Origin of the sequence: Paenibacillus suaedae, from assembly GCF_032337355.1 — a bacterium.
GTDB lineage: Bacteria > Bacillota > Bacilli > Paenibacillales > Paenibacillaceae > Paenibacillus_B > Paenibacillus_B suaedae.
The window spans coordinates 1,546,940-1,567,736 of the sequence record NZ_JAVYAA010000001.1 but is presented as its reverse complement, the minus strand read 5'-3'; the positions used below and the strand labels follow the sequence as shown (position 1 = coordinate 1,567,736).

Here is a 20,797-nt window from a genome sequence, read left to right as displayed (position 1 = left end):
CCCAATTGTGATCATCTCAACGTGTATGTAGTATGCTCCAACCTAGGCGGATTACAATCATGGTGTGGAAAACGCCAGCAAAATTCGCTACAATAAAATTATTATTATTTCAAAATCGTGAAGTGCCTCTTACTTGAGGCACCTTCGGTACACACGCAAAGCGGAATGCATTCAAGATGGGGATGGTGAAGTAATTGTCAGATCAGAAATCCATTTACGGTGGACAGGCCGTAATTGAAGGCGTAATGTTCGGCGGCAAGCACGTCAATGTGACGGCTGTCCGTCGCAAAGATAAATCCATTACGTTCTACGAAGTACCAAAGAAAGATAAAGCATGGGTTGCCAAGCTAAAAAGAATCCCGCTGCTCCGAGGGATTGTTGGCATATTCGATGCCAGTGCTAAGGGATATCAGCACTTAAACTACGCTGCAGAGAAATACGCAGAGGATGAAGAAGGAATTGAAGCTGCTGAGGCAGGCAAAGACTCCAAATGGAACCTTGCGATGATCGTCGGGGTAGCGGTAGTCGGAATTTTATCGCTTATCTTTAGTAAAATTATTTTCACAACCGTTCCAGTTGTCATTGAAGAACTCATTTTCGGGTCGGCCTTCAATAATATCGTGATCCATACTGTCGTTGAAGGCGTCATTAAAATTGCGTTCCTTCTCGGGTATTTGTGGCTAATTTCCAAGACTCCTATTGTCAAGCGTCTGTTCCAATATCATGGCGCTGAGCATAAGGTAATTACCGCATATGAAGCCGGCGTAGATCTAACGGTACAGAACGTACAGAAGTTCAGCACGCTGCATTATCGCTGCGGCAGTAGTTTTATTATTTTGTCCGTCATCGTTGGAGTCGTTATTTACTCCTTTATCCCATATGATAATTTATGGGAACGCATTTATCCAAGGCTCCTGTTGATTCCGGTCGTCATGGGCGTATCCTACGAGTTCCTGCGATTAACGAATGCCCTGCGGAATGTGCCTGTGCTTCGCTGGCTTGGGTATCCTGGACTGTGGCTGCAACTGCTCACAACGAAGGAACCTACAGATGATCAGGTGGAAGTGTCGATTGCTTCCTTCAATCGCATGTGTGAGCTTGATCGCGAATTACAGCCTAAACAGGCTGTATCCTAATTCTACATCAATACTATGACAAGAAGGGAATGATGACGATGGCTCGACTGCCGCGATGGTTTATGCTCCTCATGGCTGTGTTGGTTGGAATCGGAATCGTTAGCAGCTTCACTCGAGATCCTATATCCATTCTAATTCCCGTCGCCATCATTGCCGTTGTATTCCTCGTCTATCGATTTGGGCCGAAGAAGAGCGTCAAGGTGAAGGTCTCACCTCGTACAGAGGCGAAGCTGAAAGCAGCACGTGCGTCTCAAGCTAAGAAGCGCATACGACCTCGATCCCAAGCAAAACTTACGGTCATTGAGGGCAACAAGGCTAAGGATGAGAACAGACAACAGACTAAATAAAGAAAACAGCGCGTAGATGAGTTTCCTTCATCCAAGCGCTGTTTTTTGGTTATATCTTCGTCTTCCCGCAACAAAGCACCTTATACATCTTCTCATAAGCGTCCCTCGTCCACTGTTCGAAGAAGGCGTTACCCGCTTTCTCGCCTGACTCATATAATGCCATGCTCTGCTCAACGGTTAAATCAAAGTCAGTTGTTCCGATACCCAGTGTAGGGATCTTGATCGTACGGAAGCGGTTCTGCTTATCGATATAGCGCTGGTCATGTGCCGAGATCATGGTGGATACCATGGCCTGAAGCATCGTGATGAGACCCGTAATCTGATGGGGCTGGCCAGACTGATTTCCTACCATTTGAAAACCGATCGTTGGAATCAGACGATTCGATCGCGGGTCAACCTCGTCATCGAATAGCCATAGCGGGAAATTGGAGAGCATCCCACCATCCACAATATAGGAGAATTGATCAGCAAACTTCTTCGTTCGACCATTCTTCACCTCGAATGGGGCTCGTAATATCACCGGATCGAAGAAGTAAGGAATGCTTGTGCTCATCCGTATTGCCTTGCTCACGTGAAATGATGCTGGGTCTATCCCGTAGTTCGCAATGTCGTCAGGGAGAACCATCAGCCTCCCATTCGTAATATCCGAGGCAATGATTCTTAGCTGTTCCTTCTTCAAATCCCCAAACGTGCGAATCCCTTTCTTCAACAGGCAATCATGCACCCATTTCTCCAGTGCTACACCTGAATATAGCCCCTTTTTCCACATCAGCCGCATGGCTGGCCCTATCCATTTAATCTGGAAAATTGGAGCACGCTGTAAGAAGGATGAGAAAGGCATTTCTAATATGAGCCGCTCCATCTCTTCGGCAGTATAGCCAGCGGCAAGAAATGAGGCTACAATCGAACCCGATGAAGTGCCTGCGACACGGTTGAATGTCATCCCGTGCTGCTCGGCTGAATGGACTGCACCAACTAACGATATCCCCTTGACTCCCCCGCCTTCGAATACCGCATTGATACGCACGGGATACCCCTCCTCGCACACATACTGCTTCTTCTTGTATGTATGCTCATGCAGGAGAGGATATGAATGTATGAAAGGTATAATTTCTGATTATGGCTTTCTTCTATTTTTCCTCGTAATACTGTTGAAGTTTATCGGATACCTGCTTCGTATTTCTTACCAGATCAGCAGCGCTGAAGAATATACTGCCCGCTACCGCATCAATTCGCGAATTGAACTCCAACTGCTTAATGAGTACATCTGCACTGTTCCAGTCCGTTTCATTTGCATCCGCAAGCTTATAGGCAGCGTGTCCAATAAATAGTTCCACCCCAGTGCCTGCCGTTTCTTTGACCCACCAATTCACTAACGTGTCGTAGGACGCAGCCTTGTGGCCGATGTGCCAATACACTTGAGGTGCAATATAATCGATCCAATGATTCTTGATCCATGTTCTTGTATCTGCATACAGATTGTCATAGCTGCTAAGTCCCGCCTTCGTTGCTGATCCGGTTGGATCTGCGCTGGAGTTGCGCCATACTCCGAACGGACTTATACCAAATTGTACATTCGGCTTCGCCGACTTAATCTGCTTGTACAGGGATTCAACGAACTCATTCACATTATTTCTACGCCAATCTCCCTTGTTATTGAACACCTTGTTGTAGCGTTCATATGTATCATTATCCTTAAATGATTCCTTGTCTTCGCCATATGGATAGAAGTAATCGTCCAGATGCACGCCATCGATATCATAGTTATTGACAACTTCCATGATGGAATCAAGCACAAACTGACGAGCTTCTGGGACGCCTGGATTATAGATAAGCTTGTTCTGGTGCTTTACAACCCAGTCTGGATGCTCCTTCGCGGGATGACCATTAACCAGCTTGGATACATCTCCTTGTACACTTACACGGTAAGGGTTAAACCATGCATGGAACTGCATGCCGCGCTTATGTGTCTCTTCTACCATGAATTTCAATGGGTCATATCCTGGATCCTTGCCTTGCGTTCCTGTCAGCCATTCCGACCAAGGAAGCAGCTTCGAAGGATAGAAGGCATCTGAAGTTGGGCGCACCTGCACGAATACAGCGTTGATTCCTGCCTTTTGGAGCTTGTCCAGCATGCTTGTATACTGCTGCTTCTGACGTTCCGCATTGAAGCCTGACTTCTTCGGATCCTGCGGCCAATCAATATTGTAGACGGTCGATATCCACGTTCCTCTCATCGATTCCGCATGGATCGCTTCGCCATCTTCAGGGGCTGCTTCGCCACCCTCAGAGACAATTGTTATAATACGCTCTCGCTGATTCCAGTCCACCTTCAATCCAACACTTTCACTGATGAAGCGAAGCGGAACCATCGTTCGTCCACCACGCATGGAGGCAGATACGTCAAGCTGCACATGTTGCCCATCCACTTCCGCATTGCTGTCGCCAATTGTCAAGCGAATGGTATGTCCATCCTTCTGGAACTCAACCTGGCGATTCGCCTGATCCCAACCTACAGTTGCACCAGTAGCTTCCCCTACTGCTCGGAATGGCAGCATCGTCACATTCTTGCCTGGCACCAAATAAGGAGCTACATCCGTTTGAAGCTGCTTATTGTTCATCAATATTCGAATGTCATTGCTGGCCGCATTCCCCATCTGCGGCATAAGTGTACTTAGCATAACAGCAGCAAATGTGCCGAGAAGTACTTTTTTCGCGTGATTCATCATTCTTTTTTCCATCTCCCTTGTCCATGTTGAACGAGAAAATGAGTCAATATCATTTCCCCTCAACTATTAGACGCAAAAAATAAAACATCTGTTTCGCAAAAAACAGATGTTTTACGATTCATTATCCAATTCACTGCGCAAATCACGAAGCGCTTGCAGGCGCTGAGGGTCTCTGCGGAAGTATTCAACAAGTGTTTCGATGCATGTAATCGAGTTCCAGCTTAGGTGATGCTCGATACCTTCTACGTCTGTATAAATATGCTCGTCGGCTACACCGATCAAGGTTAAGAAGTCTTCGAGCAGCTGATGGCGATCCACCAATCGCTTGCCGATCTTCTTCCCCTTGCTAGTCAGCACGAGCCCGCGATATTTCTCATAAATAAGATAATCGTCCTTATCGAGCTTCTGAATCATCTTCGTCACAGAAGAAGGGTGCACTTCCAATCCTTCTGCGATATCGGATACGCGAGCATATCCTTTCTCGTCAATCAGTTTATAGATACGTTCCAAATAGTCTTCCATGCTTGGTGTAGGCATCAAGCGTCCCTCATTTCCTTCCACGTTACACGACTTGTCCAAAAGTGCTTCCTGCTTCAATATGTTCCTCATTTCACATCAATAAAGATTACTTTCCCTTAGCGGGAAATGAAGCATGCATATTCATATACGGAAATAATCGTGTATCTTTAAGTTTACATGGTTTCGAGATCAAGTTCAACCTTAGACCTGTTTTGCTCGACATTTACCATAGCTGCGATATGTGGAAATTCATAGAAAGACCGCTCCATCTATGAAATTAGACGGCAGCGGTCACGGTAGATATGATTTAATTATGTAGGTTCTGTCAGTTATGTCAGTCTTCTCATCCACTCCGGGGTAATCTGCTGCAGCCAAATATTCAGCTGACTCAAATGATCGGTGAACAAGAGTATCCCCATCACGATCATAATTGCCCCGCCTACCTTCATCATGACGCCCGAATATTTCGTAAGCCATCGAGTTGAGCCAATGAAGAAGGATAGAATAAAGAATGGCAAACCAAAACCAATACAATAGGCGGTAATCATTAACATTCCTGTGCTTGGCTCAGATGCACTTAATGAAATGATGGCAGTCAAAATTGGGCCAATGCAAGGCGACCAGCCTGCGGAGAAGCCCATCCCGAACAAAAAGGAGCCTAAGTATCCGCTCTTCTGTCCAAAATCCAGCTTCCGTTCCTTCATTAAGAGTTGAGGCTTGAATACACCGATGAGCACAAGCCCCATAATGAGAATGAAAATAGCCGAAATCTGACGAATCAAATCTCGATATTCAGCCAAGTAAGAACCGAGCAGAGTAGCACCCAGACCAAGTGTATAGAACACAACACTGATCCCTAAAATGAAAAACAACGTGTGAGTCATTGTGCGCCATCTAACCTCGCGCTTATTCTGCTTATCCTTTAATTGACTCACCGACATCCCCGTAATGATCGAAATGTAAGATGGATATAACGGCAAACAGCATGGAGATATAAAGGATACAAATCCCGCCCAGAAAGCTATCCACACCGTAATATGACCCAACCGCTTCGCCTCCCCGTATTAGTCGATTGCCCTAACAGGAAGAAGATGGGCGCTGTATCACACCCGAATTCCTCTTCTTGCTATCAATGTCAATATTAACACGGCAATGAGCAATAGGACAATCGTAGCCCCTGGCGCCAAATTCCAAATCCCTGCGGTCAGCAGCCCGCCAACGACAGCAGCTTCGGCTACAAGCACTGATACGATAACTGACTGCTTGAATCCCTTGGCTACAAACAGACTAATGGCTACTGGAATCGTTAATAAGGCCGAGACGAGAAGTGCGCCTACAATTTTGATGGCTGCACTAATTACGAGCGCGGTCAGCACCGTGACGGCAATATTAAGCATTCGTACCGGAAGGCCATTTACCGCAGCTGCATCTTCATCAAAGGTAAGCAAAAACATTTCCTTGAAGAAGAGGAGCAGAAATACGACAACGATAAGGGTTACAACCCCAACTACGATCAAGTCAGTGCCATTCAGAGTATAAATACTTCCGAACAAATAATTGTTCACATTCGCGCTAAAGTTCATTCCTAGCGTAAAAAAGAGCGATGCCAGCGCAACACCGCCTGACATGATGACAGCAATGGAGAGCTCAGCGTACGTTTTGTAAGCTTTGCGAAGCTTCTCAATCGCAATCGCACCCACAAGCGCGAATACAAGCCCCATGGCCAGCGGATACACGCCGAGCAGAAACCCAAGTGCTACCCCAGCGATTGTCACATGCGCGAGGGTATCCCCTATCATGGACAACCGACGCAGCACAAGAAACATTCCCATAAGCGGGCCTATGGCGCCAATTAATAATCCCCCGATCAATGCGCGTATAAAAAAATCAGATTGTATGATGTCCAGCAATGACAACGTCCCCTTTAATTCAATTCCATGCAGAGCAAGGAGCAGTCTTCCTTAGAGTATACCGTGCGATAGATCCGGCTCTGAACATTGCACATTGTGCGAATGCCTCACGTAGAAGTTCAGCTTGCCGCATGTCCCCTTCGGATCACAGCCAAGCCATGAATTCACAAGATCCATATCATGAGAAACCATAATGAAGGTCATATGGTGATGTTCATGCAGATGCTGCAGCAGGTTGAAGAAATCGTTTTGCGTTTCCGTATCGATCCCAACTGTAGGCTCATCCAATATGAGCAGTTCAGGCTTGTTCACCATCGCTCGCGCTAGAAATACCCGCTGCTGCTGCCCCCCCGATAACTGCCCAATGCGCTTATCCGCCAAGTCCTCAACCCGCATCACACGCATCGCATCATGGCATTGATTGATTTCCTCCTGCTTCAGCCGTCGGAACATTCGCCGGCGATTGTACATGCCGGATTGTACGACCTCCATCACAGTCGCCGGAAATAATGGATTAAAGGAGTTCTTCTGCGGCACATACCCAATCCGATCCCATTCCTTGAACCGATTGATCGGCGTTCCAAACAGTTTAATTTGCCCTGAGGTGGGCTTCAGCAAACCGACCATCAGTCGCAGGAGCGTCGTCTTGCCAGCGCCATTCGTGCCGATAACACCTACAAAATCCCGCTCATATACGGTGAAGTTGACATCGCGCAGAACCGTCTGTCCTTCATAGCTAAAGCCAACATCCTCTATTGAAATCACCTGGTTATGGCAGGTGTCCGTCATATTCATCATTGTGCTCATTGTGCCCTCTCTCTTCCTTGCACGAACCGTCCAGCCGTGCAACTCTCGGTAACGGACATTGATCCGTTCCTCATTTATTGTAGCGCGACAAGGAGATTTTGCAAATTGCGTTCCATGAGCGTTACGTAATTGTCCCCTTGATCTGCTTGCTGCTTCGTTAAGCCTTCAAGCGGGTTCAATACAAGTGTGCTCACACCCGCTTCACCAGCCAGTGTATTCGCTAATTGATCCGATACAAGCTCCTCAAAGAATACGTACTTTAACCCCTTCTCCTTCACCAGCTTCGAGAGCTTCACCAAATCTTGCGCTCTTGGTTCGGCATCAGGCGTAATGCCCATAATTGCATGCTGCGTCAATCCATAATCCCGGCACAAGTATCCAAATGCATGATGGGATACCACTATCTCACGCTGCTTCAGCGAGCTTAGCTTCTCCGTATATAACTTATCTACGGATTCAATCTTCGACTTTAGCTGCTTATAATTAGCTTCATATTCACCCTTATGCGCACCATCGGCTTGAACGAGTGCATCCTTAACATTGCTTGCCATCGTCAAAGCGGATTTTGGACTCACCCACGTGTGCGGATCTGTGCTGCCATGTTCATGTTCATGCGCATGTTCGGAAGTATCGCCTTCTCCTTCGTGATGCTCGTGCTCGCTTCCATCTGCCTCAATGAGGGGAATGCCCTTGCTTACCTCAATTGTCTTCACATTAGACGAGGAATCCAAGCCTTTCAAAAAATCGTCCAGCCATGTTTCGAAGCCTGCACCATTGACGAGCAACAGCTGGGCATTCGATGCATTATGCAGGTCACGGCTTTTTGGTGTCCAATCGTGTGGCTCAATCCCAGTTGGAATGAGATTGATGGTATTTACATGTTCGCCGCCAATTTGTTCTGTTAAAAATGCAATCGGATAAAAGCTCGTGACAACATTCAGTTTCCCTTCTACAATACCGGATTGAGAACCTTGTGTACATCCTGCCAACACCAATGCGAAGCAGCACAGGGTCAACAAGGAATGACGCAATCTTCTATATTTACTTCTCAGCTTCATATGAATAACTCCTTCTGCGCAAATTATGTAGTTACGCATGTTAATTTTCTGTAATTCGTAATGATTACTATTAAGATTATAAAAAGGCTTTTCTCCCTTGTCAATCCTAACTTTTCTGCCATTCCAATTTCCTGCTTGCATACTCATTGGAAGCAGATGTGACAAAATTGTAAGGCACTCTCTATCATGTTACTCTTTGACATCATTGATAGACGATACTAATATGATAGAGTGCCTATCCTACCGCTAGGCTCAAAACCATATACAAAAGAAATTAAGGAGTGAATGATTTGGATTGGATCGAATGGCTGAAGTATGCCGTGCTTGGATTGGTGCAGGGTTTCACTGAACCAATACCGGTATCGTCAAGCGGGCATTTGGTTATTGCTGAGCGATTATTCGGATTACATATCGAAGGTCTCGGCTTTGAGGTGCTCGTCAACTTTGCCTCCTTGCTAGCTATTTTGCTCATTTATCGTAAAGATATCGTACGGCTTACCGTAAATACGTTCCGCTTCCTGTTCACACGCGCTCAGGATGCAAAAGACGACTTCATGTTCGTAATTTATTTAATTCTCGCTACGATTCCAGCAGGGATTATCGGAGTGGTGTTCAAGGATACGATTGCAGATGTGTTCAAAGGTGTTAAAATTATCGGAGCAACACTGCTCGTGACTGCACTAGCTCTCTGGCTGATACGCAACTTGCGCGGCCGCAAGGGAGACAAAGATCTGTCATTTGGCGAGACGTTCATCGTTGGTCTAGCGCAAGCGGTTGCGCTCATTCCAGGCATTAGCCGTTCCGGTTCAACAATCGTTGCTGCGATGGCACTGGGATGGAAGCAGGAAACTGCCCTTCGCTTCTCCTTCTTCTTGTACATTCCGGTCAGCCTAGGAAGCATGATTCTTGAAGGGAAGGACATGATCAAAGACCCGACACTGGGGCAAATGATGATTCCATACTTGCTTGCCTTCGTATGCTCCTTCGTTGCATCCTACTTCGCCTTGAAATGGTTCATGGGCATTATGGCACGCGGCAATCTGAAATGGTTCTCGCTCTATTGTGTATTTGCAGGACTGTTCGTCCTATTCTTCGTGAATTAATGACGTTCAACAAATAAAGGCCGGAATCGTTTAGATCCCGGCCTTTTTCTATGGCAATTCATATCCTAATCATCCACATATGCCTGCCACCTATTTATTTCGTTCAAACCGCTGTTACTTCACAATTGCACCATTCGGCATGCTGTCTGGGACTGTTGCAACCGTCAATTGACCATCCTTCGAAGCAGCCAAAATCATACCTTGGGACAAGACACCACGCAGCTTCACTGGCTTCAGATTCGCTACACAGATTACCTTTCGTCCGATAAGCTCTTCTGGCTTGTAATATTGAGCGATTCCTGATACAACCTGACGCTGCTCATAGCCCATATCCAATTCCAATCGCAACAGCTTATCTGCTTTAGGAACAGGTTCACAATGTGTGACTTGTGCAACGCGCAGCTCTACCTTCGCAAAATCATCAATTGCGATTTCTTCTTTGGCATCCTCCGGCTTCACCGAACCTGTCTCAGCTGCAGCAGCACTGTTTACTGCTTTTGCTTGGACAGGTGCTTCTTCAGCTGCTGGCTCTTCCTTCTTGCCTCCGTTCATTGCTTCAGCGATGATTTGCACCTCTTCTGCTACTTCCAGACGAGGGAAAATCGGGTCACCCTTCACAACCTTGGTTCCGTTCGGAATGGCTCCGAATGTGCGAACAGATTCCCAAGACGTAATCGTTCCCGCTTCAATACCAAGCTGAGCCCATACCTTCGCTGGGGCTTGGGTCAAGAACGGCTGCAGCAGAATGGAGGAAATACGCAGGCTCTCTGCCAAATGCGCCATAACAGAAGCCAATTCTGCACGCTTGGATTCATCCTTCGCAAGTGCCCAAGGCTGTGTCTCATCAATGTATTTGTTCGTACGGCTGATGAACTGCCAGATGGCAGTCAGAGCTACGGAGAATTCCATCTCTTCCATAGCTGCTTCCACTTTATCCACTGTCTGTGCAGCGAAGGCTGCTATTTCACCATCGAATGCCGTAACTTGGCCTGCATATGCGGGAATCTCGCCGTCGAAGTATTTCTCGATCATTGCAACGGTGCGGTTCAACAGGTTGCCAAGATCGTTCGCCAAATCAAAGTTAATGCGCTCTACGAAGCCTTCCGGCGTAAACGTACCATCTGATCCGAATGGCACCTCGCGCAGCAAGTAGTAACGAAGCGCGTCCAATCCGTAACGATCAATCAGCATAACAGGATCGACAACATTGCCTTTGGACTTCGACATTTTGCCGTCCTTCATCAGCAGCCAGCCGTGTCCGAACACTTTCTTCGGAAGCGGAAGATCAAGCGCCATCAGCATAATCGGCCAGTAAATCGTATGGAAACGAATGATCTCTTTCCCAACCAAATGAACATCCGCTGGCCAATACTTCTTGTACAATTCATCATTGTCCGAGCCATATCCTAGAGCGGAAATGTAGTTGGACAGTGCATCAATCCATACATAAACAACATGCTTCGGATCGTTCTTCACCTTCACGCCCCAATCGAAGGACGTACGGGAAACGGCGAGGTCTTCCAAGCCTGGCTTAATGAAGTTGTTAATCATTTCATTTTTACGGGATTCTGGCTGAATGAACTCTGGGTTCGCTTCATAGAATTCCAACAGTCGATCCGCATATTTGCTCATGCGGAAGAAGTAGCTCTCTTCCTTAACCAGTTCCACAGAACGGCCGCAATCCGGGCAGTTGCCATTCTCGAGCTGGCGTTCTGTGAAGAACGATTCGCACGGTGTACAATACCAGCCTTCATACGTCCCCTTGTAAATGTCTCCTTGCTGAACCAAGCGGTCGAAAATCGTCTGAACCACATTCTTATGACGCTCTTCAGTTGTGCGAATAAAGTCATCATAAGTGATATCCAGCTTGTTCCACAGCTCCTTAATCCCACTGACAATGTTGTCAACGAACTGCTGTGGAGTTACCCCTGCGTCCTTCGCCTTGCGTTCGATCTTCTGACCATGCTCGTCTGTACCCGTCAAGTAGCGAACATCAAAACCGCGCAAACGCTTATAGCGTGCCATTGCGTCCCCTGCTACTGTTGTGTACGCATGACCGATATGCAGCTTGTCGCTTGGATAGTAGATCGGCGTTGTGATGTAAAATGTGTTGCGTTGTTGACTCATTGTTCGTTCATCCTCCTCAGCATATGCCTCTTCATGCAGCAAATCCGATGTTGTCTTTCTTGCACTTCACTAGAGTTTCAATCAAAGCTTCGACAAAAGCTTCAATAAACAGAAAAAGCCCCCGCCCAATTTGGGACGAGAGCTGTATCTCACGTGGTACCACCCAATTTCCCACCTGCATACATATCGACAGGCGGCTTCATTGTGACCGGTATGTAGCCGATCAAGCATTCGTTAACGGGAATGATGCGCCAACAGCTTACGGTAGAGCCTGCTTCACGCAGCTCAATCACTCGCTCACCATCAGTTCCTCCCGGACCATGTTCGGAAGAGCATCCATACCGGTTCCCAGCAATACCGGCTCTCTGAAATGGCTTCTCAGCTTACTTATCCGTTCCTCGGAGATATCGATTTCCAATTATGTGCATCCAACAACTACCCTCAAATATAAATCAGGAACTGTCCCTCTGTCAAGGACGCTTCGGAGGTACCTTGTCTACGCCTCCAGGGTGAAATGGATGGCACTTGGCAATTCGCTTCATCGTCAGCCATGTGCCCTTCACAGGCCCATGGACTTCCAATGCTTCCATTGCATAAGTGGAACATGTCGGATAGAAGCGGCACGTAGGCGGTTTGAGCGGTGATATCCATTTGCGGTAGACTCGAACTGGTGCCTGTGCCATCCTTGTTCCTAGGCTCCGTTGAACTTGACGTTGGTCATCTTCACGCTTAGGAATGTCCTCACTTGAGGAACTGCATCGCTTGCCTTCTTCCTCCGTCATATCCCAGGTCCACCTGTATTATGGTTAGGTACAGAAGTTGAATTATCCTTATCTGTGCATGTAGAGCAGTATCCAAACACTTCGAATTTATGTTGAACGACCTGAAATTGATCAGGTACATCGGTCTGCGACATCGGGCAGAAATGGATCGGATACGTCTTCTCACACTGCAAACATATCATGTGATGGTGATGATGCCCATCTGCACACGTTACGCGGAACTTGACTCCATCCTCAAACACTACCTGCTCCAGAACGCCTAGATCGAACATGATTCGCAAATTGCGGTATACCGTGTCGAAGCTCAAGCCGGAATAGCGCTTCCCCATAAATTCGTATACATCCTTAGGTGTTAAATATCCATTCGTGTCAGCGAACAGCTTCGCTAAGGTTCGACGCTGATCCGTAATCCTCATCCCTGAATCAGCCATTTTCTCTATAATTTGCTCTGTCTTCAGCATCGAAGTCCCTCCTCTATGATGTGGAACCCGTCACTACTATAATGCGCTATTACTAGCTGTAAAGTCAAACCCGAAGTATAGAAAAAGGACTGCCCCTATTCTATTGGAATAGGGACAGCCCCCTCTCAAAAAAATGATTCAATTTATAATAAAAGATCAGTGCTATGAACTAAGACTTCGCCTTCGGAAGTGGCATAAATGTGAAATTGACCGGTAAGCTGCTGCCTGCTGCAGGAGAGAATAAAATCTCAACCTTTTCTTCATAATCTCCTGTACGATAGACTACACTTGATTCATTCGAACCTTTTAGCAATCCCTGATTCGGCGTATTTACAGCCTTACCATTTACTAATATGGCACCCGTATATGATCCTGCGCGCGAATTGAAGGCAATAAGTGTGTTAGGCGCGACCTTGTTCAGGTGGATACGATACAATACCCCATAATTGCCCGCATTTAGACGATCTTCAAACGTCATCATGTCGGAGCCGGTAATGTACTTATCGCTACTGTTATCTGCGATTAACAGGCGTTCTTCCTTAGTGCCAACTGTTTCGTCCACCGTGAACACACGATCGGCATTTTCGAATGTACCACGAATATGCTTCCCGTCAATCGGCAACTGAGGCAAATTCGCGAATTCTTTTAACACATCCTTCTTTGCATCCAGTGCAACGATCGTATATTCAAGCGTACTATCTCCGTAGAAATCCGAATATAACGTAAACACATCTCTTGGTTTGAATGTTGGATTGCTCAATTCTGGTACTACAATTTTCGTTTCATTCGGCTTCAACTTTGTTTCCGTTGCTTTGCCATCCTCAAATGATTGGAAATAACGAACTGTCGCCTTCATCCCTGTATCTTGCGGACTGGGACTAGGCCCTGCAAAGCCTTGATGCTGTATAGTCAAGGTAGCCGGATCATCGGATACGTTCGTGACCAAAATGTAAAACTTCATATTATAATTGGTCGAATTCAAATGGTGTGCAAAAATCCGCGCTCCGCCTGCAACACGATCTTGATATAGGATCCCATCTTTCAATACTTCTTCTGGACTGTTCGCGCGGTACAATGCACGGCGTTCTTCGGTCACTTTTGGTTTGATTTCCTTATAACCAAGAATAGACCCAGCGTCTACTTGATATTTATCCCCTTGTGGTGTGAACAATTTATTAAAATCATCGAACGTGTACAGCACTTCATCCGTTACGGAGATCGTTTGGCTTACTTCAGCCGTAAGGCCGTACTTGTTCTTCACTTTGAGCGTAATTGTCTTCTCGCCCGGCTCGAAGAATGCCGGTTGCTTGTTCACCCACTCGCGTTTCAATTCCGTATCTTCTTCATCCGTACTCAAATCGTCATATTTAATCGGTTCACCCATTTTATATGTCGTTTTATCCGTACGGAAGCTTGCTACTGGCGGTGTATGCGGTCTTGTAACCGTAATTGTCTGGGAATACGGATCACTCCACTCCCCATCCTCATCACGTACGCGCAGTGTAATCGTATATGTGCCTGGCTCGTCATAGATTTCTTGATTCCCGTCCCAATCTACTTCAACAATCTGACGGCCACGTGGATGCGTGGATTGATCTGTGAATGTAACACGAGTCTCTCCTGCAATAATGTCTTTCTGATCAACTTTAAACTTCGCAATTGGCTTAGCACTAAGCTGAATGATGATGCGCTTCGACGCTTGTTCCCACTTATATGGAATTGCCATTGCATCCATCGCGGATGTAACTGGAACCATGAATACGCTATTTGAAATATAAGAAGCGCCCTTCATTTTTGTAGAGACACCGTTTACCCGATAGTCTGTACTTCCCATTTTGTAACGAAGTTCTTTGTCACCGTTCTTGATGATCGTTTCCTTCGTCTTGTTATCAAAGTCCAGCTTGAATCCAAAGCGATCTATCAGTGAACGAATTGCGATATAGGAAACGCCCTTCTTGACCGTAATCGGCTGTGGAGATGTGTATTCAATCCCATCTTGATAGATCTTATTGCTGTCTGCAATTAGGACAACAACATTCTTGTCATATTCCCCAGGTAGAACGGATTGAACACGTGCCTGCGAAACTTGCTTGTTGTCTTGCTGCTTCTCTTCCTGATTGCTGCTGTCTTCCGCAGTATTTGAAGACTTATCCGTTTCGACTGTACCACTTACCTCAGTATTCGTCGTCCCCTCTGCAGCGAACACAGGTACTACTGTGAACAATTGCACTGCGGCTACACAGGCAACGAAAAGCTTTTTCCAAGATTTCATAGTAAATGTCCTACTCCTCATCCATCGTTTATATTTCGAAATGTTAATACAATGTGTAGATTGAACATAGTTATAGACGCATTACTAGGTAAAAAGTTTCTATTTTTTCATTCTTTTTTTAAGGAATATTAAATGAAAGTCAATATTTACATTTCATTTTCTGAAATCATTGTGATTTTACATTTTCTTCATATCCAAAAAAAGACCTGCACCGATCGCTCGGTACAGGTCTCGAGATGAGTTCTATTGCTGTTTCGCGTAAGAAGCACTGTGCCCAAATGGGTATTGCTCCGAAATCGTAACCGGCAGTTTGCCCTTCGGCTCCTGCAGGCCGAGCAGCACATTCCCCAGAGCTTTCATTGCAGCAGGGCGGTTCTCATAGCAACACAAGTACGTAGGTGCATCAGGGAATTGATTCAGATCATATGGATTGCGAGTCGATGCAACAATGACGCGTGTATTGCTGCGTGCTAACAATGCATTCACCACATCAACCTGTCCTTGATGCAGCTTCGATACTGGATTGTAAGTCAGGATCACAATCTGAATATATCCTTCTGTGCTTGCCAAAATTTCTTCCACTTCAACGGAATCTGGATCATTGTTAATCCGGAGCAGCTCCACATCGTTCATATGTGGTTGCAGTGCAGATGCCAACGTATATTCCTGTACGATGAGATCATCGACCTCTGAACGAGTACGCACTTGAGGCCAGATCACAAGCGTTTTCGCGCTGCGATCAAGCGGAAGTGCACCAGCCTCATCCTTAACAAGCGTCGTACTGTCCTCGAACATACGATCAACCAATGCCTTAGATTCAGGCGTAGCGAAATATGAAGTGAAATCCTCTGGAACTTCTGTCTCTTCGCCCATATGACGCTTATTTTTCAAGGTAATGATACGATCGATGGATTCGTCGATGCGCGATTCAGCGATGCGACCGGTACGAACAGCTTCGCACAGCGCTTGAATCGATGCAACTTGCTCTTCATACGTATGGCTGACTAGCAAAATATCAGCACCGGCTTCAACTGCGCGCACCGCACCTTCAGCCACACCAACTTCCTTCGAAATTGCATGCATTTCCAAGCAATCTGTTACGATCAAGCCATCATAGCCCATACGGTGGCGGAGCAGCTTCGTAAGCACATTATGGGACAACGTAGCTGGGATGGAATCCGGCTCAAATGCAGGGAAAATGACATGCGCCGTCATAATGCAATCCACGCCCTCTTGAATCGCACGCGCAAATGGAGCAAGCTCAACTGCAACCAATCGTTCCTCATCATGCGGTACAGTGGCTAGGCCGTGATGAGAGTCGACAGCCGTGTCGCCATGTCCTGGGAAATGCTTCGCTGTTGCAGCCACATTCGCCTCTTGCAGGCCGCGAATTTGTGCAGTTCCAAGTTCAGCTACCAGATCAGGACGTTCACTGTATGAACGAACTCCGATTACAGGATTCTCCGGATTGTTGTTCACATCCAAGCTCGGTGCAAAGTTCATGTTAATGCCAAGACGGAGCATCTCTTCTCCGCAAATACGTGCAGCCTCATAAGCATGCTCAGCACTGCGCGTAGCTCCAATTGTCATATTGCCTGGGATCAGCGTAATATCCTCCCAGTCGATCCGTGCCACCATACCGCCTTCTTGGTCAATACTAATGAAGAGCGGGATATTCGTCTGTTCTCCGGAAATCTCTTGCAAATGATGAGATAACGCACTTACTTGCTCTTTGCTCACCACGTTGCGCTTGAAATAAATAATGCCTCCAACGTGGTGCTCCTTAATCAAGGAACGGATATTATCGTTTACCTCTGTCGTTGCGAATCCACACATCACCATTTGGCCAATTTTTTGCTCAAGCGTCAGTTGAAGTTTACTCATCTCACTCATCCCATCCTCTTCATATCGTGAATTCTTGATGTGATTCATTTAAGCGTTATCATTTTCCCGTCTGAACGGCATCCTCGCGATATTCCGTCGGCTTCTTGCCTGTGTACTTCTGGAACACCTTGGAGAAGTACCGTCTTTCTGAATATCCAACAAGCGCACCAATCTGTGTAATGCTCTTGTCTGTTGTGCGGAGCAATGACATCGCCAGCTCCATTCGCTGACGCGTCACGTATTCAACAAACGTTTCCCCGAAATGATTCTTAAACAACAAACTGAAATAACTGCAGCTGATTCCTAAGTAATCAGCCATTTCCTCGACGCCGATATCTGAGCCTAAATTGCGGTGAATATAGTCTTTGGCTGATATCATCAGGAGCTCGCTCGACTTCTTGTTCATCGCGTGTTCCTTCGTATGATCGACTAACTCCATAATCGCACACATTAAGTCCTTGACGCCCATCATATGCTGAAGCTTATTCCACACCGCTTCTTCTTCTTGTGGTGTAACTAGTTCCCACTCTCTCATCTCACGAATCAAGTGAATGATGACATAATGAAGGAACGTTTCCGCGCGTACAATGGACTGCTCAGACATATACATCAGGCTGGATTGCAAGGCATGCATTCCGTCATCGACCTTAGAGCGATCATTCTGCTTCATCCCCGCCACGATATCTTCGACTAACTGCCACTGTGAGACAGAGGCCGCCTGTCTTGCTACTGAGCCTTCATCGACAGATACGAGCTGTTCATCATCGGTATGCAAAATAAGAGTACGCTGCAGGCGTTTGTACGTATGTGCCAAGCTCATGAGAGGGATCGGCCCATTATCCCATGCAAGGCTTACGGTCATCTTCACATGGCCTCGAACCGCCTGCTGAATTTCCTGTGCCCAGCGTGCCATATCGACCGAAGTAACCTCATGCTGGTCACGATAGCATTGAAGAAGTACACACCACTCCCCTTCACGCATTTGCAATACGGCATATTTATTCCAATCATCCACAATGGCATCCTGCAGCACGTTGCGAACTGCGAAATTCCACAGCTTGCGCTCATTGTCACTCCAAGAGGCGCTTTGCTGTGCATAGCCATCCAAGTCAACGAGCAGCAGCGAGTAAGCCAGCTTGTCAATCGGCTGCTCTTCATCGACCATGAAGGCCGCAAGTGCGCCAGTGGAGAATCCCATAAGAACATCGAACATCATCTTCTCGTAAGCGAGACTAATCATGCGCCCCCAGCGCCTTTCCGTCAGCTTCTTCTCTAGTTGACGGGTGCGTACAAGATCAGCAAGCTTCTTCACGGTCAATTCCAGCTCATCGTAGTTAATCGGCTTCAATACATAATCACGAACACCATGCTGCATTGCGATGCGAGCATACTCGAATTCCTGATAGCCGGTCAGCATCATAACCTCAGCTTCACAACCCATTTTACGAATTTCTCGCAGAAAGTCCATACCGTCCATAACGGGCATACGAATATCACACAAAATGATGTCTGGCTCGTGCTGCCGCACCATTTCCAGCCCTTCCACACCATTGCGAGCTGTGCCTACCAATTCAACATTCAGCTCATCCCACGGGATGACCAGCTTCAAGTTGTTCAAAATCGGTACCTCATCATCAATGAGCAATGCCTTCACACTCATAACGTATCACCCTGTTCGTATTTCGGTATCACACACTGAATCATCGTTCCCATCTGTGAAGCGGAACAGATGAACAATCCATAACCAGGACCATATCGAATGCGCAAGCGATCTGCTACACTGCGAACTCCGAGTCCCCTACGTTCCGTATTGTACGACTCTTCTTCCTGCGGCAGAACCGATTTTTGCTCATCAGAGAGCATATATTGGAACTTTCTTAATTGTTCATTCGACATGCCCATCCCATTATCCTCTACCCGAATGAGAATGCGATCTTCATCCTCAAATGCGGTAATGCGGATCCATCCTGTGTGCTCAATTCCATCAAATCCGTGTTGGATTGAGTTCTCAACAAGCGGCTGCAGGGTCAGCTTCATCACCTTGCAGTGCATGATGTGCTCCGGCACGTCAATTTCGAAGTTGAACAGCTCCTCAAATCGAAACTTTTGAATTTCAAGATAGCTCTTCAAATATTCAAGTTCTTCGCGAAGCGTAATTTCCTCTTTATCCTGAATGCTAATGCGTAAAATATTGCCGAGGCGATAAACCATCTGGCTAACTTTTCGCCCTTCATTTTGAATAGCCAGCACATTAATCGATTCAAGTGTATTAAATAAAAAGTGAGGCTTAATTTGAGCTTCCAGCACTCTCATTTCCGCCTTATTCTTCTGCTGCTGCTCATTCTTCACTTGATCAATAAGGCCAGACACACGCTCCATGAGACTATTGAATCCGTGTGAGAGCATCCTTAACTCATCTCTGCCCTCTTCATCAACACGGGCGTTCAGATCTCCATCCTCAACCCTGCGCATAAATCGAACGATGCGCGTAATGTTGCGCGTTATTCGGTTCGTAAACAACAGGTTGAACAGCAGCGCTCCAAGGATGCAGAGGAATAAGATGGTAGACACCCATTTCAGAAATACGACCATCTCCTTCGAGAGAGAGCTCCAGTCGCGCACGGAAATCAAATACCAGCCGTAATCACTCATGGGGTGGTACGTGATCACACTTTCGCGTTCCCCGAATTTGTCCTTGTAGCTTACATATGTATTTTCGAACTTGATCGGCTTCGAAGCATAATCAGCGATCATATGGCCAGCGAGCTGCTTCGAGTTGTCGTATAGAATCTGTCCATCACGATTGACGATAAAGAACTTCGTATTCTCCATCTGATCAGCCGTATAAAACTTGTTAAAGAACGTGTCGAGATCCCAGTTCTTAATCTGGATGATCGATATTCCAATTGGCCTCATCGTCGATAGATCCTTCACAACTCGAATCTGGGTAAAGACCTGCTCGGAGCCCGTCAGTTCTGGAAATTCATTTGGCCCGACCCATAACGGAACCCCGTTCAAGTCCATGACTTTCTTAAATACAGGATGCTTTTTGAATTCATGAAAAGGCATTTCCTTGAAGTTGTCTTTAGAAAATATTGGGATAATCCCTTCTCTTTGTGCATATGGGCTGAAATTGTACAAAAAGGCATAACTAATCGCAGGATGGTTGAACAGCAGCTTGCGGAAATTTTGCTGGCGTTCGTTCATCCGGATATAGTCCGTGCCTTTTAGCGTATCATCAACTTGCTTTCCGACTGGCCGCCCCTGTTCATCCACGAAGTAAAGCTTTCCATTATCGTCATATCTGACGACGCTTGAGCTTACCATATCGTGTTCGTAAGGATTAGGCGATACCAACGCCTTCTGGAAGACGTTATTCGCAATGCCTGTGTCGGATACTTTATTGATTTCATCGAATATGTAGCCGATGCTGTGGCTCATGGCCCGCATCGAGAATTGCGCTTGCTCACTATATTTCTTCTCTAGCAAATTAAATGTAATCACAAATGTAATCGTTCCAAGTAAAAGCAAAGGGATAATGATAAGCAAAATAAATCCACTAAACATCTTAAATCGTAAATTCATTGTGCACATTACCCCTTTACTCTCTCTCTAGTCATCTATGAATATATTAACACGTAAGAGCTTACATTTCATGCAGA

At 46.4% G+C, this 20,797-nt stretch carries 19 protein-coding genes; 3 read left to right on the top strand and 16 right to left on the bottom strand.

Features of this window, described 5'->3' with window-relative positions; all coding sequences use genetic code 11:
• Positions 1 to 245 precede the first annotated feature (245 nt).
• A complete protein-coding gene (locus RQP50_RS06900) occupies positions 246 to 1,136 on the top strand; it encodes a DUF1385 domain-containing protein (RefSeq protein WP_051249871.1) in 891 nt (296 codons plus the stop codon).
• Between the two features lie 38 nt (positions 1,137 to 1,174).
• On the top strand, positions 1,175 to 1,483 hold the full coding sequence (locus RQP50_RS06895; protein WP_028533133.1) for a hypothetical protein: 309 nt from the start codon (positions 1,175 to 1,177) through the stop codon (positions 1,481 to 1,483).
• 49 nt (positions 1,484 to 1,532) lie between these two features.
• On the opposite strand, the gene RQP50_RS06890 is transcribed toward RQP50_RS06895, so the two are convergent.
• The 7 genes from RQP50_RS06890 to RQP50_RS06860 form a co-directional block, all read right to left on the bottom strand.
• On the bottom strand, positions 1,533 to 2,510 hold the full coding sequence (locus tag RQP50_RS06890) for a patatin-like phospholipase family protein (RefSeq protein WP_072727882.1): 978 nt from the start codon (positions 2,508 to 2,510) through the stop codon (positions 1,533 to 1,535).
• A 103-nt stretch (positions 2,511 to 2,613) separates the two neighbouring features.
• Positions 2,614 to 4,212 (bottom strand): family 10 glycosylhydrolase, encoded by a 1,599-nt coding sequence (locus RQP50_RS06885; RefSeq protein ID WP_227774390.1) that lies wholly within the window; start codon positions 4,210 to 4,212, stop codon positions 2,614 to 2,616.
• Between the two features lie 111 nt (positions 4,213 to 4,323).
• A complete protein-coding gene (gene mntR, locus RQP50_RS06880) occupies positions 4,324 to 4,749 on the bottom strand; it encodes a transcriptional regulator MntR (RefSeq protein ID WP_021253005.1) in 426 nt (141 codons plus the stop codon).
• A 311-nt stretch (positions 4,750 to 5,060) separates the two neighbouring features.
• A complete protein-coding gene (locus RQP50_RS06875) occupies positions 5,061 to 5,777 on the bottom strand; it encodes a cytochrome c biogenesis CcdA family protein (protein WP_021253006.1) in 717 nt (238 codons plus the stop codon).
• Positions 5,778 to 5,834: 57 nt separating this feature from the next.
• Positions 5,835 to 6,641 carry a metal ABC transporter permease gene (locus RQP50_RS06870; protein ID WP_021253007.1) on the bottom strand — a complete coding sequence of 269 codons (807 nt, stop codon included), beginning with the start codon at positions 6,639 to 6,641 and terminating at the stop codon, positions 5,835 to 5,837.
• A 51-nt stretch (positions 6,642 to 6,692) separates the two neighbouring features.
• Entirely contained in the window at positions 6,693 to 7,439 is a 747-nt protein-coding gene (locus tag RQP50_RS06865) for a metal ABC transporter ATP-binding protein (protein ID WP_083545037.1), read from the bottom strand.
• Between the two features lie 83 nt (positions 7,440 to 7,522).
• Positions 7,523 to 8,506: a metal ABC transporter substrate-binding protein gene (locus RQP50_RS06860; protein WP_315744224.1), complete on the bottom strand. Its 984-nt coding sequence runs from the start codon at positions 8,504 to 8,506 to the stop codon at positions 7,523 to 7,525.
• Positions 8,507 to 8,796: 290 nt separating this feature from the next.
• On the opposite strand from RQP50_RS06860, the gene RQP50_RS06855 reads away from it, so the two are divergent.
• Complete coding sequence (locus RQP50_RS06855; protein ID WP_021261803.1) at positions 8,797 to 9,609, top strand: undecaprenyl-diphosphate phosphatase; 813 nt, start codon at positions 8,797 to 8,799, stop codon at positions 9,607 to 9,609.
• 114 nt (positions 9,610 to 9,723) lie between these two features.
• Here RQP50_RS06855 and metG read toward each other — a convergent pair whose 3' ends face one another.
• The 9 genes from metG to RQP50_RS06810 form a co-directional block, all read right to left on the bottom strand.
• Positions 9,724 to 11,736 carry a methionine--tRNA ligase gene (gene metG, locus RQP50_RS06850; RefSeq protein WP_315744221.1) on the bottom strand — a complete coding sequence of 671 codons (2,013 nt, stop codon included), beginning with the start codon at positions 11,734 to 11,736 and terminating at the stop codon, positions 9,724 to 9,726.
• A gap of 149 nt (positions 11,737 to 11,885) precedes the next feature.
• Positions 11,886 to 12,029, bottom strand: a complete 144-nt coding sequence (locus tag RQP50_RS06845; protein ID WP_156159919.1) for a hypothetical protein — start codon at positions 12,027 to 12,029, stop codon at positions 11,886 to 11,888.
• On the bottom strand, positions 12,026 to 12,154 hold the full coding sequence (locus tag RQP50_RS06840; RefSeq protein WP_265332072.1) for a hypothetical protein: 129 nt from the start codon (positions 12,152 to 12,154) through the stop codon (positions 12,026 to 12,028). The genes RQP50_RS06845 and RQP50_RS06840 overlap by 4 nt, the downstream gene beginning before the upstream one ends.
• A 52-nt stretch (positions 12,155 to 12,206) precedes the next feature.
• Entirely contained in the window at positions 12,207 to 12,518 is a 312-nt protein-coding gene (gene yidD / locus RQP50_RS06835; protein WP_072727878.1) for a membrane protein insertion efficiency factor YidD, read from the bottom strand.
• The gene (locus RQP50_RS06830; RefSeq protein ID WP_315744215.1) at positions 12,515 to 12,979 is read right to left on the bottom strand and encodes a Fur family transcriptional regulator; all 465 of its coding nucleotides are present in this window, start codon (positions 12,977 to 12,979) and stop codon (positions 12,515 to 12,517) included. Before RQP50_RS06830 ends, yidD begins: the two co-directional genes overlap by 4 nt.
• 169 nt (positions 12,980 to 13,148) lie before the next feature.
• The gene (locus RQP50_RS06825) at positions 13,149 to 15,251 is read right to left on the bottom strand and encodes a stalk domain-containing protein (RefSeq protein ID WP_072727876.1); all 2,103 of its coding nucleotides are present in this window, start codon (positions 15,249 to 15,251) and stop codon (positions 13,149 to 13,151) included.
• A 243-nt stretch (positions 15,252 to 15,494) separates the two neighbouring features.
• Positions 15,495 to 17,135 carry a beta-N-acetylhexosaminidase gene (gene nagZ, locus RQP50_RS06820; RefSeq protein ID WP_315744213.1) on the bottom strand — a complete coding sequence of 547 codons (1,641 nt, stop codon included), beginning with the start codon at positions 17,133 to 17,135 and terminating at the stop codon, positions 15,495 to 15,497.
• 58 nt (positions 17,136 to 17,193) lie between these two features.
• Entirely contained in the window at positions 17,194 to 18,795 is a 1,602-nt protein-coding gene (locus tag RQP50_RS06815; RefSeq protein ID WP_072727875.1) for a response regulator, read from the bottom strand.
• On the bottom strand, positions 18,792 to 20,720 hold the full coding sequence (locus tag RQP50_RS06810) for a cache domain-containing sensor histidine kinase (protein ID WP_021253018.1): 1,929 nt from the start codon (positions 20,718 to 20,720) through the stop codon (positions 18,792 to 18,794). The genes RQP50_RS06815 and RQP50_RS06810 overlap by 4 nt, the downstream gene beginning before the upstream one ends.
• Between the last annotated feature and the right edge of the window lie 77 nt (positions 20,721 to 20,797).